Raw genomic sequence first — 16,249 nt, forward strand, 5'->3', positions numbered from 1 at the left:
GCTCAACCGCCGCGGCGCCGTTACCACTACCACCCTTCGGCACCGCCGTCTTGCGTTGCTGCATCAGCAGCAGAGAAGCGAGATTATGCAGCGTCTTTCGTAGATCGTCAACGGGTTTTTGATGCTACTGCTTAAAAACCAAAAACCTGTTCGACTCGCGACAACTGCTTCCCGCCTCTCGAAGGAGCGGAATAGTAGACCACCGAACGCACTGTGACAAGGTCGTGACGAGCTTTTTTTCAGGGCGGTCTCCGCCCGGCAGCAAAGCTCCCGGAGCAAAGCCGCTTCATTGCCGCTTCATTGCCGGTGAGTGGCGCTCGTCAACGCGGCCAGGTCGATCGCCGCCCCCATCGCTTCATAGCCGGCGTCGTTGGGATGAATGCCGTCGCCACTGTCGTAGTCGCGGCGCAAGCGGTCCGCGTTGGCCGGGTTGCGCAGCGCGGCATCGAAGTCGATGACGCCGTCGAAGGCGCCGCTCGTCCGAATCCATGTGTTCACGGCCAGGCGGATCGCTTCGCGCGCGGGCGGCGCGCCCGCTGGCGTCAACGTCGCGCCGAAGACGCGCACGCCCCGCCGATGCGCCGCATCGATGAGCCGGCGGTAGCCTTCGATGAGGTCTTGCGCCGTCACCACGCTATGCGGCGCGTCGCAGTCGAGCCCCGAGCGCCGAGGCATCGTCGCGAAATTGATATCGTTGATGCCGATCAGCACGATGACTGCCTTCACGCCAGCGGGTCCGAGCGCGTCGTGCGCGAAGCGTCGTTCGAGCGCCTCCCCGTAGCAGGCGGAATCGCTGAGCAAGCGGTTGCCGCTGATACCGAGATCGAGGACCGCCGTGGAGGCGCCGCCCGCTCCGGCGAGCCTTCGAGTCAAGGCGTCAGGCCACCGGCGATTCTGGTTGAGGCTCGAGCGCAATCCGTCCGTGATCGAATCGCCGATCGCGGCAATCGCCGCCGACGACGCCCGCGGCACACTGATGGCCGTTACCCAGGCGTGCTGGGTGAAGCGTGTCGTATAAGCCGATCCTTCGGTATCCGCCGCATGGTCGCCAGCAGAGGAAACATAGTTGATCTGGTTCGCGACGCGATGCCATGCCGTCATCGTCTGACCATGACGGGCGTGGACACTGATCGCATACGCCTCCCCCGCGTGCAGTTCCATCTCAGCCGCATCGCTTTCCACTTCATCACCGGGCTCGAGCACGATCGATGTGCGTCCAGCAAACGTCAATGGCACGGCGGTGGCCGGCCGAACCGCCGCGCCGCCGGCCGATTGCGCCATCACGACGTCGTCGATGGCGAGTGGCGCGCGCCCGTACGCATTGCTGATCGTGACGCGGACGCGCCGGCCCGAGAGCGTCGGGTACACGATCTCGCGCACGGTGCGGTCCGAGACGTCCGGCGCTCGGTAAAGCGGAGGCGGGTCGCGCAGTTCAGGGATCGCCTGCAAGGCGGTCGCCCAGGACGTCACCCACTGTTCAGCAGCCGTGGGCGGCGCGCCGGCTGCAGCCGAAGCGCATGGCATCGCCAAGGCGCCCAAAAGGATTCCGATGAGCCCAGCCCAGAGTCGAAGACGATTGCCCATGTAAGTCGGCGCAATGGAAAAACGCCGATTTTGCCCTATCCGCCGGGTCGCACGGTCGCAAGACGATCTCCCCCTTTTTATTTACCCTACGGCAGGCGCCTTCCCAGTGAGCGGCCCCGGCGCCCTCCTCGCGCTTCGCTTCCAGCCCTAATTATGAGCTACAGTAGGCGGCGCGCACATGCAGCGTTTACGGAATTCGCCTCGTGTCGCGAATGCCGCGAAAAGCCCGCCGTTACTGGGTCGTCGTTAACCCAGGGGTAAATCATTTCCCCAGGCTGCCGATAAGCAAGTCTCGTCATGGAATCAGAATCGTGAAACTGCTCGCCAGCCTCCTCGCAGTCGCCGTCCTGGCCGGATGCGCCCAGTTGCAGACGGACGCCAACCGCCACGGCCAACCACCGGCACAACCGGCGTCGACGAGCATCGTCGACTTCGTCATTCCGCCCGACGCGCTCGGCGCGCGCGACCCGCAGTTGACCGAAGTGCTCGGGAAGGTGGGATCGCTTGCCGCGAAACAGCCGCAATCGACCACGGTCGTCATTGCCGCGCTGGCGCAGGACTTTCCCTATCTCAATCAGGCTGTGCAGCGCGGCATCCCGGCACGGCACGGCAACATCGTCAATATCGAGAACGTGACGACGGGCAGTTGCCAGCCGTACAGCGTGCAGGTCAAGCCGACCGAATGACCGGAGACAGCCATGCTTCGACTCGCCACCGCCGTTACCCTCTTCGCCGCTTCGCAGTGGCTCCTCGCCGCGCCGCCGGCCGACGCGCAGGCTACCGCGGCCGGCTCCACTACGGCGCTCGCGAGCAAGCCCGTGAGCGCCCAGCCGGACCAGGTCCTGCCGCCACTGCCACCGCTCACGTCGCTGCCGCCGTCTTCGGCACAGGAGGTGACGGATTCCTCCAGCGCGTCGCCGCCGCGCACGACGCGTCATTCGAAAAAAATGGCCCGCGTGACCCCGCGGCCCGGTAAAGCGGCCGAGACCACGGTCCGCGTCGTCGTCAGCCCCGACTCACATGCCTATCTCGCGTCGGTGTCGGACAAGCTCGACGCCGTGTTGCAAGGCGGCGCGTCGAGCGTGCATGTGACGCTCGACGCCGCTTCGGTCGCAATGGCGCGCTGAGCCGCATTCTCCCATCCAATCGATAGCGGTGGCCCCCATGAAAAGAACCCAGCCCGCGCGGTTACGCTCGCGACTTGCGCTCATCGCGCAGACTCCTCGCGCTCTCGTTGCGGCGATTTTCGCTGCCGCGTGCGCAATCGTTTGCGTACCCGCTTACGCGGACAACATCGACTGTTTTGCGCAAGCTGGGGCCTATCAGGGCGTCAACCCGATGATCCTGCGCGCGATCGCGTGGTTCGAATCGAAGGGCGATCCCAACGCCGTCCACCGCAACGCGGACGGAAGCATCGACGTGGGCCAGGCCCAGATCAACTCGGTTCATTTCAATGAGCTGCGCCGCAACGGTATCCCGCCGGGCGCGCTCAAGGACGGCTGCATCAACACCTACGTTGCCGCCTGGATGGTCAAGCAGAAAATGGTTCGCTACGGCAACACCTGGCGCGCAATCGGCGCCTTCCATTCAGAGACCCCCAAGCTGCGCGATGAATATGCGCGCAGCATCCATGCCGTGCTCGTCTCCTGGGGCGTTTCGCAGTAAGCGGGCCGGCCCTGGCGCGCCCGACAACCAAACACTGCCGGCCGCATTGTCCTGTTAAAGCGGACACTGTTTCGAGCCATCGGCGGCTTCCGCGTGAACGGACCCAGCCCTAGACTCGGCTCCACGATTACCGCACCGTCGTGCGGTTCGCAAATTCACCGGAGCCCGTCATGAACAGGAAGAGTCTATTCGCGCTGGCCGCGGCACTCACTGCGTCCGTCGCGTTTGCGGCAAACGAAAGCATCCCCGCGCGTGGCAACGCTGCGCGTTATCCGACCTCCTATCGAACGATCAAAGTCGACGGCCTGAACATCTTCTACCGTGAAGCGGGCCCGAGCGACGCCCCGACGATCTTGTTGCTGCACGGCTTTCCCTCCTCGTCACGCATGTTCGAGCCGCTCTTGGCGAGACTGTCCGACCGATACCATCTCATTGCGCCCGACTACCCGGGCTTCGGTCATAGCGACGCGCCCTCACCGAAGGACTTCGCCTATACGTTCGATCACATCGCGTCCGTGACCAACGACTTCGTCGAAACGCTCGGCCTGCGGCGCTACGTGCTCTATGCGCAGGACTACGGCGGCCCCGTCGGCTTCCGGCTTGCGATGGCGCATCCGGAACGCGTCGCCGGATTGGTGGTGCAAAACGCCGTCGCGCATGAGGATGGGCTCGGGCCGCTCTGGGAAAAGCGCCGCGCCTTCTGGGCCGATCGAGAGGCGAACGAGGCGGCGTTGCAGCGCAATTTCCTTTCTCTCGAAGCGACGAAGCAACGTCATGTGGGATCGACGCCGAATCCCGAGCGGTATGACCCGGATCTGTGGACCGGCGAATACGCGTTCCTCAGTCAGCCCGGTCAGAAAGAGATCCAGACGGATCTTTTCTACGACTACCGGACCAACGTGGCGTCCTACCCGGATTGGCAAGCCTGGCTCAGGAAGACGCAACCGGCGACGCTCGTCGTTTGGGGACGCTATGACCCGTCGTTCCAGGTGGCGGAGGCGGCCGCCTACCGTCGCGATCTTCCCAAAGCCGACATACACGTGATCGATGCCGGCCACTTTGCGCTCGACGAGCAGCAGGATGAGGTTGCCGCGCTTATCCGCGACTTCATGCGGCGCTTGCCGCGGGGCTAATGACGTCCCACAGCGATTGCCTGCGATCATAGCCAAAATTCATCAACCGACCGGTCGGTTGATTTATAATCTCGTCACGCCCGACTAACGACGAGACTGTCCTATGTACACGCAATCGCTCGACATTCCCGGCAATGTGGCGCCGGCCGAGGCCGGAACCGATTCGCCCGACGAGGCGCGCTTCGATGCGGTGATCGCCGCGGACGGCAAGATCGAACCGCAGGACTGGATGCCCGATGCCTATCGGAAGACACTCGTGCGTCAGATCTCGCAGCACGCGCATTCGGAAATCGTCGGCATGTTGCCGGAGGGGAACTGGATCACGCGGGCGCCGAGCCTGAAGCGCAAGGCGATCCTGCTCGCCAAGGTGCAGGACGAAGGCGGCCACGGTCTATACCTTTATAGCGCTGCCGAAACGCTCAACGTCTCGCGCGACGCGCTCGTCGATGCGTTGCACAGCGGCCGCGCCAAGTATTCGAGCATCTTCAACTACCCGACTCCGAGCTGGGCCGACGTCGGCGTAATCGGATGGCTCGTCGACGGGGCCGCGATCATGAACCAGATTCCGCTTTGCCGCTGCACCTACGGACCCTACGCGCGCGCGATGATCCGCATCTGCAAGGAGGAATCGTTTCATCAGCGCCAAGGGTTCGACGCGCTGCTCGCGATGATGAAGGGCACGCCGGCACAACGCGAGATGGTGCAGCAAGCCGTGAATCGCTGGTGGTGGCCGGTCCTCATGATGTTCGGCCCGAGTGACAAGGATTCCGTCCACAGCAACCAATCGGCGAAGTGGGGCATCAAGCGCATCTCAAATGACGATCTGCGGCAGAAATTCGTCGATGCGACGGTCGAGCAGGCGAAGGTGCTCGGCGTCACGTTGCCCGATGCCGATCTCAAATGGAATGAGGCGCGCGGCCACTACGACTACGGCGTGATCGATTGGGACGAATTCTGGCGCGTCGTCAATGGCGACGGCCCCTGCAACAAAGAGCGGCTCGCCACGCGCGTCAAGGCACACGCAGACGGTGCATGGGTCCGCGAAGCCGCCCTCGCCTATAGCGAAAAGCAGCGCCGGCGCGCGGAGCAGCTGGCAGCTTGATGCCGCCCCGGCGGCGGGCGGCGGTTGCTCCCGCGCTCATATTCGTTCGCTGGTAGTCCAAGTATTAGAGGAGATCTCAATGAACAAGGAATGGCCGATCTGGGAAGTATTCGTGCGCAGCAAGCAAGGCCTCGACCACAAGCATTGCGGGAGCCTTCACGCGGCCGATGCATCGATGGCGCTGCGCATGGCGCGCGACGTCTACACGCGGCGGCAGGAAGGCGTGAGCATCTGGGTCGTGCCGGCAGCGGCGATCACGGCCTCCGATCCGCACGATAAGGCGGACTTGTTCGAGCCGGCCGGCGACAAGATCTACCGCCACCCGACGTTCTATACGCTGCCCGATGAAGTCAATCACATGTGAGCGAGCCAAGATGACGACGTCCGAACATCTCGCTTATGTGCTGCGCCTGGCCGACAACGCGCTGATTCTCGGCCAGCGCAACGCCGAATGGTGCGGGCACGGCCCGGTACTGGAAGAAGACATCGCGCTCGCCAATATGAGCCTCGATCTCATCGGCCAGGCGCGGCTGCTCTACTCCCATGCGGCCACACTCGAAACCATGGCGACCGGCGCGAACAAGACCGAAGACGACTATGCGTACTTCCGGACCGAGCGCGAGTTCGCCAATTACACGCTCGTCGAACTGCCGCACGTCGGGCCGCTCAGCGGCACCGCGCGAGCCGATCGCGATTACGCGGTGACGATCGTGCGCAACTTTCTCTACGCGGCGCTGATGGTCCAGCTCTGGCCCGCGCTCGAAGCTTCGAATGACGCGCAACTGGCGGCGATCGCTTCGAAGTCGGTCAAGGAGACGCGCTATCACCTGCATCACGCGCGCGACTGGCTCGTGCGCTTCGGCGACGGCACCGACGAATCGCACGGGCGCGCCCAGGCGGCGCTCGACTATCTGATGCCCTATACGCGCGAGTTTTTTGCCCCGGACGCGCTGGAAGACGCGGTTGCCGCCTCCGGCATCGGCGTGCGCGCGGCCGACTTCGAAGCGGCGTGGAAGGCGGAAGTCGAAGGAGCGCTCAGCGAAGCGACGCTCGCGCTGCCCGAGCCGGTGCAACACGTGACGACGGGCAAGCTCGGCGAGCATTCGGAACACATCGGCTATTTGCTTGCCGAGATGCAAAGCGTTGCGCGGCAGCATCCCGGCGCTACCTGGTGATAGGGACGCCCGCCCCGCCCAGCGCACAAGCCGGCAAAAACGCGCGACGACATTCGCCCATATGTTCAGGACCACGAATCGATCGACCATGACGCATACAGCTTCCACCACCGCCGCCGCGAAACCGGCGCGAGCGGCCGACCCAGCGCTCGTGCGAGCGTGGTCGGTGCTCGAGTCGGTACCCGACCCGGAGATTCCCGTCGTGTCCATTCGCGAGCTCGGCATCTTGCGCGACGTGCGGAAATCGGTCGATGGCGTACTCGAGGTCGTCATCACGCCGACGTACTCGGGATGCCCGGCAATGGCGCAAATCGCGGAAGACATCGCCCATGCGCTCGATGACGCGGACCTCGGCCCTTATCGCATCGAGACCGTGCTGGCACCGGCCTGGACGACCGACTGGATCAGCGAGGCCGCACGCGAAAAGCTGCGCGCGTATGGCATCGCGCCGCCTTCGGGCCGATGCGGTGTGAACGACGCGGCGTCCCAGCCAAGCGTCGCCGTCGAGCACACCATCCGGTTCGCGCCGCGCGCGAGCAACTCGAGCGCTTCAAATGGCTCGGGCGCGACACCTGCCTGCCCACGATGCGGCTCAGTCCACACGCAGCGTCTTGCGCAATTCGGCTCGACGGCATGCAAAGCGCTCTACCGCTGTCTCGACTGCCGCGAGCCTTTCGACTATTTCAAACCCTACTGACATCCGGCCATGGCGACTCCGCAATTCCATGCACTGCGTATCCGCGACGTGCGCCCCGAGACGGCCGACTCCGTCACCGTCTCGTTCGAAGTGCCATCCGAGCTGCGCGAGCAATATCGGTTCACGCAAGGCCAGTTCGTGACGCTGAAAACGCATGTCGACGGCGTGGAAACGCGCCGCTCCTATTCGATCTGCGTCGGCGTCACCGATTACGATCGCGACGGCGAATTGCGCATCGGCATCAAGCGAGTGCGCGGCGGACGCTTCTCGAACTTCGCGTTCGACACATTGAAGCCGGGCCATACGATCGACGTCATGACGCCCGACGGCCGCTTCTTCACTCATCTGAACGCCGAGCACGGCAAGCAATACGTCGCCTTCGCGGGCGGCTCGGGCATCACGCCGGTGCTCGCGATCGTCAAGACCACGCTCGAGCTCGAGCCGCGCAGCACCTTCGTGCTCGTCTACGGCAATCGCGACGTCGATTCAATCATGTTCGCAGAAGAGCTGGAGGATCTGAAGAACCGGTACATGAGCCGCTTCATGCTCTACCACGTGCTCTCCGACGATGTTCAGGAGGCCGAACTATTCAACGGAATGCTCGATCAGGCGAAATGCGCCGCCTTTCTCGAGACGCTCGTGCCGGCGGGCGAGATCGACGAGGCGTTCATTTGCGGCCCCGCGCCGATGATGGACGCGGCGGAAGCCGCGCTGAAGGCGGCGGGCGTCGACGAGACCCGGATTCACGTCGAGCGCTTCGGCACGCCGCTGCCCCAGGCTGGAGCCCCCGTCATCGAGATCACGGAGACGACGCCTGCCGCCGAGCTCGAGATCGTCCTCGACGGCAAGCGGCGCAAGCTGCGCCTTCCTTATGAGGGCGCAAGCCTGCTCGACGTCGGGCTGCATGCGGGGCTCGCGCTGCCCTATGCGTGCAAGGGCGGCGTCTGCTGTACCTGCCGCGCCAAGGTGCTCGAAGGCGAGGTGCGGATGGAGAAGAACTACACGCTGGAAGAGCATGAGATCCGTGACGGTTTCGTCCTGACCTGTCAGTGCCATCCGGTCAGCGAGCGCGTGGTCGTCAGCTACGACGAGCGCTGAAGCGCGAATCGCCGCCGCATCGAGCCGCCGTTCGCCCGGCGGCTTTCGCGTAGACTAGCGCCGCACGCGCCACGCATTGGGGGCGAGGCGTTCGATCCGGCCGCGCAGGCGCGATCCGATGGCGTCGCCTCACATCGCTGGCAACGCTAAGCCGCCAACCAACAACCACAGCGTCATGGCCCGCACCCGAGCACCCGATCACGAATCGCAACGCGACCAGATCCTCGAACTCGCCGCAGAGAAGTTCGCTCAGACGAGCTACCCCAGCACGTCGATGGCCGATCTCGCCGCGGCGAGCGGAACCTCGAAGGCCCGCCTTTACCACTATTACGACAGCAAGGAGGCGATTCTCTTCGACCTGCTCGACCGCCACACGAAGCGGCTCATGTTGATCATCGCCGAAGTCGAAGGGTCGAGCCAGCGACGCGGCCTGTCCGAACGCGAGACCTTCGCCGAGCTCGTGCGCGCCTTCCTCGCGGAGTATGAAACGTCGCATAGCCGGCATGTCGCGCTGCTGAACGACGTCAAGTATCTCGTCGAGGCACAGCGGGAAATCATCCTCGACCGCCAGCGCGACATCGTCGCGGCCTTCGCGCGCCAGCTCTCGCGCGCCTATCCGGACCGCGTCACGAAAGACAATCAGACGCCCGTGACGATGATGGTCTTCGGCATGATCAACTGGACCTTCACTTGGCTCAAGCCCGGCGGCCGCCTGCGCTATGAGGATTTCGCGAAACAGGTCGTCGATGTGCTCGAGCGGGGGCTCGCGAGCGGTTGATCACTTCCATCGGCGTAGCGTTGCAATGCAGCATGCCGAGCTCATTCGACGCAGTGATAAGCACATAGTTGACGCGAAAACAACAGTAGGTAATTTTCCATAAAAATCAGGTAATTACATAAAACCCGCAAGCAACCGAGCGCGACCCGATCGCATTAGTACGGGTTTTCCCTAGTCTCAAACAGGCGTTTCAAGTAGAATTCGTACTGCGTCGCAACACAGGACGCAGCACGAAAAGGAGAACCGCCATGAGCCAGCACCGAACCCGGGCCACCGCTTCGAACGCGATGAGCGATCGGCGCCTGCACGCGAACGGTCGCGAGCCGGCCCTGATCCGTGAACTGACCGCAAAAGATCGCGAGCGCCTGCTCGCCCACTTCCTCTCGCTCCACGTGGACGACCGCCTGCTGCGTTTCGGCCAGGCGGTGCCCGATCACGTGATCGAGAACTACGTACGCACCATCGATTTCTCGCGCGACGCGGTGTTCGGCGTGTTCGACGAGGACCTCGCGCTCGTCGGCGTCGGCCATCTCGCTTACCTCCCGGCCGATGGGGATAAGCGTACAGCCGAGCTCGGCATTTCCGTGCTCGAGGATTCGCGCGGCAAGGGCATCGGCACCCAGCTTTTCGAGCGGGCGACGATCCGCTGCCGCAACACGCACGTTTCGACGCTGTACATGTACTGCCTGTCGCGCAACACGACGATGATGCATATCGCGAAGAAGGCCGGCATGCGGATCGAGCACGCCTATGGCAGCGCGGATGCCTATCTGACGCTGCCGCCGGCCGATCAGGCCAGCATCATTGCTGAAATGCTGCAGGAGCAAGCGGCGGTGTTCGACTACGCCATCAAGCGTCAGGTGCAACGCACGACGCGCATCATTGAGGCGATGATGCCGTCCGAATCGGAATCGGACGTAACCGCGTAACAGCGCCCCACGCGACGGGCTGGCCAATCATCGAATCGGCAGCGCCGTCGTCTCCTTGAAGCTTTCGAGCGCGAAGCTCGATTTCACGTCGACCACCGACGGATGGTGCAGCAGTTGATCCTGCACGAAGCGCGAGAAGTGCGCCATGTCCGTCACGAAAACCCGCAGCAGGTAATCCATTTCGCCCGTCATCGCATGGCAGGCGACCACCTCCGGCCAGGCCTGCACGGCGGCCCGAAACAAATCGGCATGCGTCGTTCCCGCATGGCCCGTCGCGCCGCCGCGCTTCTCGAGTCGCACGTTGACGAAAGCGAGCAGGCCGAGACCGAGCTTTTGCGGGTCGAGCAGCGCAACGTAGCCGCGGATCACGCCGCTTTCCTCGAGCCGCCTTATCCGGCGCAGGCATGGGCTCGGCGACAGGTTCACGCGCTCCGCGATCTCCTGGTTCGACAAGCGCCCGTTTTCCTGAAGGATCGCGAGGATACGCCGGTCGACGGCGTCCAATTCGATCTCGGCCATTTTTCTCATCCGATCGCGTGAGCGCTGGCAGTAAATTGCGCCATCGTAGGAGCCGTCACCCGATCTCGCAAGATTTTTTCGGTATTGGCGCCATACACTTGCTTTTATCGATGCCGCGCGGCCCAATCCGCCCCGTGGCAGAACAGGATCTGAAGGAGACAGGGCATGAAGGTCGAAACCTGGGAGAACCCCGTCGGCACGGACGGGTTCGAATTCATCGAATACACCGCGCCCGATCCGAAGGCGCTCGGCAAGCTCTTCGAAAGAATGGGCTTCACCGCTATCGCCAAACATCGTCATAAGGACGTGACGCTCTATCGGCAAGGCGGCATCAATTTCATCGTCAATGCCGAACCGGACTCGTTCGCGCAACGCTTCGCGCGTCTGCATGGTCCATCGATCTGTGCCATCGCCTTTCGTGTGCAGGACGCGGCCAAAGCCTACCGTCATGCGCTCGAGCTCGGCGCCTGGGGGTTCGACAACAAGACGGGGCCGATGGAGCTGAACATCCCGGCCATCAAGGGCGTCGGCGATTCGCTGATCTATTTCGTCGATCGCTGGCGCGGCAAGAACGGCGCGGCGCCCGGCACCGTCGGCGACATCGACATCTACGACGTGGACTTCGAGCCGATCGAAGGAGCGGACACCGCGCCCGTCGGACACGGCCTCACCTATATCGATCATCTGACGCACAACGTGCACCGCGGTTCGATGCGCGAATGGGTCTCGTTCTACGAGCGGCTCTTCAACTTCCGTGAGATCCGCTACTTCGACATCGAGGGCAAGGTGACGGGCGTGAAGTCAAAGGCCATGACGTCGCCGTGCGGCAAGATCCGCATCCCGATCAACGAAGAAGGCTCGGACAACGCGGGCCAGATCCAGGAATACCTCGACGCTTATCACGGGGAAGGGATTCAGCATATCGCGCTCGGCACGAACGACATTTACCGAACCGTCGACGGTCTTCGCGCCACGGACATCAAACTGCTCGATACGGTCGATACCTACTACGAGCTCGTCGATCGACGCATACCAGGACACGCGGAACCGCTCGCCGAACTGAAGAAGCGCAAGATTCTCATCGATGGCGCGAAGGACGATTTGCTGCTGCAGATCTTCACCGAGAACCAGATCGGGCCGATCTTCTTCGAGATCATCCAGCGCAAGGGCAATCAAGGCTTCGGGGAAGGCAACTTCAAGGCGCTGTTCGAATCGATCGAGCTCGATCAGATTCGCCGCGGGGTGGTTCAAGACAAGGCTTGATTTGCGTTTGATGTTCGCGCGATCGCTTTGACGCGCCGCGCATCCGAAGCTCGGCGCGAATGATCCATTACCTGATCACGGCTTGGCTGCCTCGAGCTCGCCGCCGACACCGGCCGACGCCATGCGCGCCGTGTGCGACACCGCTGCGGCCAGCCTGGACGGCGTCGCGGCGCTCGTCGCGCGAACGGGCATGTTCATCGCGAAAAATGCGGCGGAAATCATCAGGAAGGTTCGGGTATGTCGTGTATCCATCTGTACTCCTATATCTGTCGCATCGCTTACCGCCGCGATGCGTGATTCACGGCACTCGCGCGAAAGCCCGGCAGCCGGCGCGCGAGAACGGAATTAGACCATCGCCCCCCCGTCGGTTCCAGCAGGTCAACAACACGTTACCCTCCGTTACAGATCGATACGAGCGTGCCCGCGGCCGGCGATCGGCCTGCGGCGAGCCCGGCCGGCAAGGCGAAGAGCGCAACACGCCGGCCCGGCCGAGCGGCTGCGAGCGGCGAATTTTGTAAAAGTGCGGCGGGTTTTTACCAGTGCTACGATCTGGAAAAAACCGTCACTATGGCGGGTCCGCGAAGGCATCCACAAGATGCCGACGCTCGCGATGTTTTGGTGATCCCAAACCGGGTTGGAGGAGTTCCATAAAATGAATGCCCCGCTAGACGCAGGCCAGAGAGCCTCGCTGGAAGCCGCGTTGGCTTCCGTCACGCTCGACGACAAATACACGCTCGAACACGGCCGCGCCTATATGAGCGGCATCCAGGCACTCGTCAGGCTGCCGATGCTGCAGCAGGCGCGCGACCGAGCCGCCGGCCTCAATACCGCCGGATTCGTTTCCGGTTATCGCGGCTCTCCGTTGGGCGGACTCGATCTCGCGCTCTGGAAGGCCAAAAAGCACCTCGCGAGCCATCAAGTCGTATTTCAGCCTGGCATCAACGAAGATCTCGCCGCGACGGCCGTATGGGGCACCCAGCAGGTGAACCTCTACCCCGGCGCGAAGTACGACGGCGTCTTCTCGATGTGGTACGGCAAGGGGCCCGGCGTCGACCGCTCGGGCGACGTGTTCAAGCACGGCAATTCGGCCGGCTCGGCCAGGCACGGCGGCGTGCTGGTGCTCGCCGGCGACGACCACGCCTGCAAATCCTCGACGCTCGCCCATCAATCCGAGCACATCTTCAAGGCCTGCGGGCTGCCGGTGCTGTTCCCCTCGAACGTGCAGGAATATCTCGACTTCGGCCTGCACGGCTGGGCGATGAGCCGCTATTCGGGTCTCTGGGTCGCGATGAAATGCGTGACCGACGTCGTGGAATCGTCCGCGTCGGTCGACATCGATCCGCATCGCGCGCAAATCGTCATTCCCGCCGACTTTGAAATGCCCGAGGGCGGGCTCAACATTCGCTGGCCCGACCCGCCGCTCGTTCAGGAAGCGCGGCTGCTCGACTACAAGTGGTACGCTGGGCTCGCCTATGTGCGCGCGAACAAGCTCGACCGGATCGAGATCGATTCGCCCGTCGCGCGCTTCGGCATCATCACGGGCGGCAAGGCATATCTCGACGTGCGGCAGGCGCTCGTCGACCTCGGCCTCGACGATGAAACCTGCTCGCGCATCGGCATTCGGCTCTATAAGGTCGGCTGCGTCTGGCCGCTCGAGGCCCAGGGCGCGCAGGCATTCGCGCGCGGCCTGCAGGAGATTCTCGTCGTCGAGGAAAAGCGCCAGATCCTCGAATATGCCATCAAGGAGGAGCTCTACAACTGGCCCGACGGGCAACGGCCGCGCGTCTTCGGCAAGTTCGACGAGAAGGATGGCGCGGGCGGCGAATGGTCGGTGCCGATGGGCAACTGGCTGCTGCCCGCGCACTACGAGCTGTCCCCGGCGCTGATCGCGAAGGCGATCGCGACGCGGCTCGAGAAGTTCGAGCTGCCCTCGGACGTGCGTGCGCGCATCGAAGCGCGAATCGCCGTCATCCAGGCGAAGGAAAAGGCGCTCGCGAAGCCGCGCGTGACGGCCGAACGCAAGCCGTGGTTCTGCTCGGGCTGCCCGCACAACACATCGACGAACGTGCCGGAAGGGTCGCGCGCGATGGCGGGCATCGGCTGTCACTACATGTCGCTTTGGATGGACCGCGAGACGAGCACGTTCAGTCAGATGGGCGGCGAAGGCGTGCCTTGGACGGGTCAGGCGCCTTTCACGAGCGAGAAGCACATCTTCGCGAATCTCGGCGACGGCACCTACTTCCATTCGGGGTTGCTCGCGATTCGCGCCGCCATCGCGGCGAAGGTCAACATCACCTACAAGATTCTCTATAACGACGCGGTCGCAATGACGGGCGGGCAGCCCGTCGACGGTGTGCTGACCGTGCCGCAGATCACGCATCAGCTCGCGGCCGAAGGCGCCGCCAAGATCGTCGTCGTCACGGACGAGCCGCAGAAGTATCACGGCACGACGCTGCTCGCGGCAGGCGTGACCGTCCATCACCGCGACGAGCTCGATGCCGTCCAGCGAGAACTGCGCGAGGTGCCGGGCACGACAATCCTCATCTACGACCAGACTTGCGCAACCGAGAAGCGCCGCCGTCGCAAGAAGGGCGAGTTTCCCGACCCGGCCCGCCGCGTCGTCATCAACGAAGCCGTCTGCGAGGGGTGCGGCGATTGCTCGGTGCAATCGAATTGCCTGTCCGTCGAGCCGCTCGAGACGGAGTACGGCACGAAGCGGCAGATCAACCAGTCGAGCTGCAACAAGGATTTCTCTTGCCTCAAAGGCTTTTGCCCGAGTTTCGTCACCGTCGAAGGCGGCCAGCTCCGCAAGCCGAAGGCGGCGGGCTCGGCGGCGGCAGCCGATCTTCCGCCTGTCGCGGAGCCGACGCTGCCCGAGATCGGCCGGCCCTACGGCGTGCTCGTGACGGGCGTGGGCGGCACGGGTGTCGTCACGATCGGCGCGCTGCTCGGCATGGCGGCCCACCTCGAGGGCAAGGGCGTGACGGTGCTCGATGTGACGGGCCTTGCGCAAAAAGGCGGCGCCGTCATGAGCCACGTGCAGATCGCGAAAGCGCCCGCCGACATCCATGCGACGCGCATCGCGATGGGCGAGGCGGAGCTCGTAATCGGCTGCGATGCGATCGTCACGGCAAGCGACGAGTGCACGTCGCGGATGAAGCACGGCCATACGCGCGTGGTCGTCAACAGCGCGAAGACGCCGACGGCCGAATTCATCCGGAACCCCGACTGGTCGTTCCCGGGCTCGAGCACTGAAAACGATGTGCGCGCGGCAGCCGGCGATCAGGTCGACCTCGTCGATGCCAATCGTTTCGCCGTCGCGCTGCTCGGCGACGCGATCTATACGAACCCGTTCGTGCTGGGATACGCGTGGCAGCGCGGATGGCTGCCGCTCACGCATCGCTCGCTCGTCCGGGCGATCGAGCTCAACGGCGTGCAAGTCGAAAAGAATATCGCCGCGTTCGAATGGGGTCGCCGCGCCGCCTACGATCTCGCGAGCGTGCAGCGGGCCGCGACGCCCGAGCAGGCACGCGGCGACGCCCCGGGGGCCACGGTCATCGCACTGCATACGAAAAAGGCCGTCGATGCGCTGATCGAGAAGCGCGTCGCTTACCTCACGGCCTATCAGAACGAGGCCTATGCAAAGCGGTACCGCGCGCTCGTCGACGAGGTGCGGAAGGCCGAGCGCGCGCTCGACGGCGACGCGGCGCAAGAGCCGCTGACCGAAGCCGTTGCGCGCAATCTGCACAAGCTGATGGCCTTCAAGGACGAATACGAGGTGGCCCGCTTGCAAACGGACCGGGCCTTCCTTGCCCGGCTGCAAAGCCAGTTCGAGGGCGACTGGAAGCTCAACTTCCATCTCGCGCCGCCGCTCTTCGCCAAGAAGGATGCGAACGGTCATTTGATCAAGAAGCCGTACGGCCCTTGGATGCTGTCCGCGTTCAAGCTGATCGCGAAGCTCAAGTTCCTGCGCGGCACGGCGCTCGATCCGTTCGGCAAGACGGAGGAGCGTCGCACCGAACGCGCGCTGATCGGCGAGTATGAAGCGCTCGTGCGCGAGCTGATCGGCGGACTCACGCCCGAGAAGCTTGCGCTCGCCGTCGAGCTCGCGAGCCTGCCCGATGGGATCCGCGGCTACGGACATGTGAAGGAAAACAACCTGCGCGCCGTGCGCACGAAGTGGAACGAGCTGCTTGGTCGCTGGCGCACGCCGGGCGGCGCGTCGCGGCACGCCGCGTAAGCATCGGCTCGCCGATAAGAGAAAAGGCGGCTGCCCATTGGACAGCCGCCTTTTGTTTCGCCTTTT

General features: G+C 63.9%; 16 protein-coding genes. 13 read left to right on the forward strand and 3 right to left on the reverse strand.

Features of this window, described 5'->3' with window-relative positions:
* Window positions 1-297: 297 nt before the first annotated feature.
* Complete coding sequence (locus B0G57_RS25625) at window positions 298-1,524, reverse strand: SGNH/GDSL hydrolase family protein (protein WP_399278836.1); 1,227 nt, start codon at window positions 1,522-1,524, stop codon at window positions 298-300.
* Between the two features lie 371 nt (window positions 1,525-1,895).
* Here B0G57_RS25625 and B0G57_RS25630 point away from each other — a divergent pair, with 371 nt between their 5' ends.
* The 11 genes from B0G57_RS25630 (at window position 1,896) to B0G57_RS25680 (ending at window position 10,161) form a co-directional block, all read left to right on the forward strand.
* Window positions 1,896-2,270 carry a hypothetical protein gene (locus B0G57_RS25630; protein ID WP_018441701.1) on the forward strand — a complete coding sequence of 125 codons (375 nt, stop codon included), beginning with the start codon at window positions 1,896-1,898 and terminating at the stop codon, window positions 2,268-2,270.
* Window positions 2,271-2,282: 12 nt separating this feature from the next.
* Window positions 2,283-2,711 carry a hypothetical protein gene (locus tag B0G57_RS25635; RefSeq protein ID WP_018441702.1) on the forward strand — a complete coding sequence of 143 codons (429 nt, stop codon included), beginning with the start codon at window positions 2,283-2,285 and terminating at the stop codon, window positions 2,709-2,711.
* Between the two features lie 37 nt (window positions 2,712-2,748).
* Window positions 2,749-3,249 (forward strand): lytic transglycosylase domain-containing protein, encoded by a 501-nt coding sequence (locus B0G57_RS25640; protein ID WP_018441703.1) that lies wholly within the window; start codon window positions 2,749-2,751, stop codon window positions 3,247-3,249.
* Window positions 3,250-3,419: 170 nt separating this feature from the next.
* On the forward strand, window positions 3,420-4,382 hold the full coding sequence (locus B0G57_RS25645) for an alpha/beta fold hydrolase (RefSeq protein WP_018441704.1): 963 nt from the start codon (window positions 3,420-3,422) through the stop codon (window positions 4,380-4,382).
* A gap of 103 nt (window positions 4,383-4,485) precedes the next feature.
* A complete protein-coding gene (gene paaA / locus B0G57_RS25650; protein ID WP_018441705.1) occupies window positions 4,486-5,484 on the forward strand; it encodes a 1,2-phenylacetyl-CoA epoxidase subunit PaaA in 999 nt (332 codons plus the stop codon).
* 79 nt (window positions 5,485-5,563) lie between these two features.
* Window positions 5,564-5,848, forward strand: a complete 285-nt coding sequence (gene paaB, locus B0G57_RS25655) for a 1,2-phenylacetyl-CoA epoxidase subunit PaaB (protein ID WP_018441706.1) — start codon at window positions 5,564-5,566, stop codon at window positions 5,846-5,848.
* Between the two features lie 10 nt (window positions 5,849-5,858).
* Entirely contained in the window at window positions 5,859-6,659 is an 801-nt protein-coding gene (paaC, locus tag B0G57_RS25660) for a 1,2-phenylacetyl-CoA epoxidase subunit PaaC (RefSeq protein ID WP_018441707.1), read from the forward strand.
* A gap of 88 nt (window positions 6,660-6,747) precedes the next feature.
* Entirely contained in the window at window positions 6,748-7,356 is a 609-nt protein-coding gene (paaD, locus tag B0G57_RS25665; RefSeq protein ID WP_018441708.1) for a 1,2-phenylacetyl-CoA epoxidase subunit PaaD, read from the forward strand.
* A gap of 9 nt (window positions 7,357-7,365) precedes the next feature.
* Window positions 7,366-8,454, forward strand: coding sequence for a 1,2-phenylacetyl-CoA epoxidase subunit PaaE (paaE, locus tag B0G57_RS25670; protein WP_018441709.1), 1,089 nt, complete (start codon window positions 7,366-7,368; stop codon window positions 8,452-8,454).
* 175 nt (window positions 8,455-8,629) lie between these two features.
* Window positions 8,630-9,232, forward strand: a complete 603-nt coding sequence (locus B0G57_RS25675; RefSeq protein ID WP_026229851.1) for a TetR/AcrR family transcriptional regulator — start codon at window positions 8,630-8,632, stop codon at window positions 9,230-9,232.
* 287 nt (window positions 9,233-9,519) lie between these two features.
* Window positions 9,520-10,161: a GNAT family N-acetyltransferase gene (locus B0G57_RS25680; RefSeq protein ID WP_018441711.1), complete on the forward strand. Its 642-nt coding sequence runs from the start codon at window positions 9,520-9,522 to the stop codon at window positions 10,159-10,161.
* 27 nt (window positions 10,162-10,188) lie between these two features.
* Here B0G57_RS25680 and B0G57_RS25685 read toward each other — a convergent pair whose 3' ends face one another.
* Window positions 10,189-10,680, reverse strand: a complete 492-nt coding sequence (locus B0G57_RS25685) for an Lrp/AsnC family transcriptional regulator (RefSeq protein ID WP_018441712.1) — start codon at window positions 10,678-10,680, stop codon at window positions 10,189-10,191.
* Between the two features lie 165 nt (window positions 10,681-10,845).
* On the opposite strand from B0G57_RS25685, the gene hppD reads away from it, so the two are divergent.
* Window positions 10,846-11,943, forward strand: coding sequence for a 4-hydroxyphenylpyruvate dioxygenase (gene hppD / locus B0G57_RS25690; RefSeq protein ID WP_018441713.1), 1,098 nt, complete (start codon window positions 10,846-10,848; stop codon window positions 11,941-11,943).
* 75 nt (window positions 11,944-12,018) lie between these two features.
* Here the strand turns inward: hppD and B0G57_RS31455 are convergent, their stop codons facing one another.
* Window positions 12,019-12,195 (reverse strand): hypothetical protein, encoded by a 177-nt coding sequence (locus B0G57_RS31455; RefSeq protein ID WP_018441714.1) that lies wholly within the window; start codon window positions 12,193-12,195, stop codon window positions 12,019-12,021.
* A 400-nt stretch (window positions 12,196-12,595) separates the two neighbouring features.
* On the opposite strand from B0G57_RS31455, the gene B0G57_RS25695 reads away from it, so the two are divergent.
* Window positions 12,596-16,183: an indolepyruvate ferredoxin oxidoreductase family protein gene (locus tag B0G57_RS25695; protein ID WP_020566308.1), complete on the forward strand. Its 3,588-nt coding sequence runs from the start codon at window positions 12,596-12,598 to the stop codon at window positions 16,181-16,183.
* The last annotated feature ends 66 nt before the right edge of the window (window positions 16,184-16,249 follow it).

This window comes from Trinickia symbiotica (assembly GCF_002934455.1).
Taxonomy (GTDB): Bacteria; Pseudomonadota; Gammaproteobacteria; order Burkholderiales; family Burkholderiaceae; genus Trinickia; species Trinickia symbiotica.

What these genes read in the sequence shown, in the direction of transcription:
- B0G57_RS25625 (WP_399278836.1), bottom strand. Translation starts at nt 1,524, where the DNA reads ATGCCATGCGCTTCGGCTGCAGCCGGCGCGCCGCCCACGGCTGCTGAA.
- B0G57_RS25635 (WP_018441702.1), top strand. Translation starts at nt 2,283, where the DNA reads ATGCTTCGACTCGCCACCGCCGTTACCCTCTTCGCCGCTTCGCAGTGG.
- B0G57_RS25640 (WP_018441703.1), top strand. Translation starts at nt 2,749, where the DNA reads ATGAAAAGAACCCAGCCCGCGCGGTTACGCTCGCGACTTGCGCTCATC.
- B0G57_RS25645 (WP_018441704.1), top strand. Translation starts at nt 3,420, where the DNA reads ATGAACAGGAAGAGTCTATTCGCGCTGGCCGCGGCACTCACTGCGTCC.
- paaA (WP_018441705.1), top strand. Translation starts at nt 4,486, where the DNA reads ATGTACACGCAATCGCTCGACATTCCCGGCAATGTGGCGCCGGCCGAG.
- paaB (WP_018441706.1), top strand. Translation starts at nt 5,564, where the DNA reads ATGAACAAGGAATGGCCGATCTGGGAAGTATTCGTGCGCAGCAAGCAA.
- paaC (WP_018441707.1), top strand. Translation starts at nt 5,859, where the DNA reads ATGACGACGTCCGAACATCTCGCTTATGTGCTGCGCCTGGCCGACAAC.
- paaD (WP_018441708.1), top strand. Translation starts at nt 6,748, where the DNA reads ATGACGCATACAGCTTCCACCACCGCCGCCGCGAAACCGGCGCGAGCG.
- paaE (WP_018441709.1), top strand. Translation starts at nt 7,366, where the DNA reads ATGGCGACTCCGCAATTCCATGCACTGCGTATCCGCGACGTGCGCCCC.
- B0G57_RS25675 (WP_026229851.1), top strand. Translation starts at nt 8,630, where the DNA reads ATGGCCCGCACCCGAGCACCCGATCACGAATCGCAACGCGACCAGATC.
- B0G57_RS25680 (WP_018441711.1), top strand. Translation starts at nt 9,520, where the DNA reads ATGAGCGATCGGCGCCTGCACGCGAACGGTCGCGAGCCGGCCCTGATC.
- B0G57_RS25685 (WP_018441712.1), bottom strand. Translation starts at nt 10,680, where the DNA reads ATGGCCGAGATCGAATTGGACGCCGTCGACCGGCGTATCCTCGCGATC.
- hppD (WP_018441713.1), top strand. Translation starts at nt 10,846, where the DNA reads ATGAAGGTCGAAACCTGGGAGAACCCCGTCGGCACGGACGGGTTCGAA.
- B0G57_RS31455 (WP_018441714.1), bottom strand. Translation starts at nt 12,195, where the DNA reads ATGGATACACGACATACCCGAACCTTCCTGATGATTTCCGCCGCATTT.
- B0G57_RS25695 (WP_020566308.1), top strand. Translation starts at nt 12,596, where the DNA reads ATGAATGCCCCGCTAGACGCAGGCCAGAGAGCCTCGCTGGAAGCCGCG.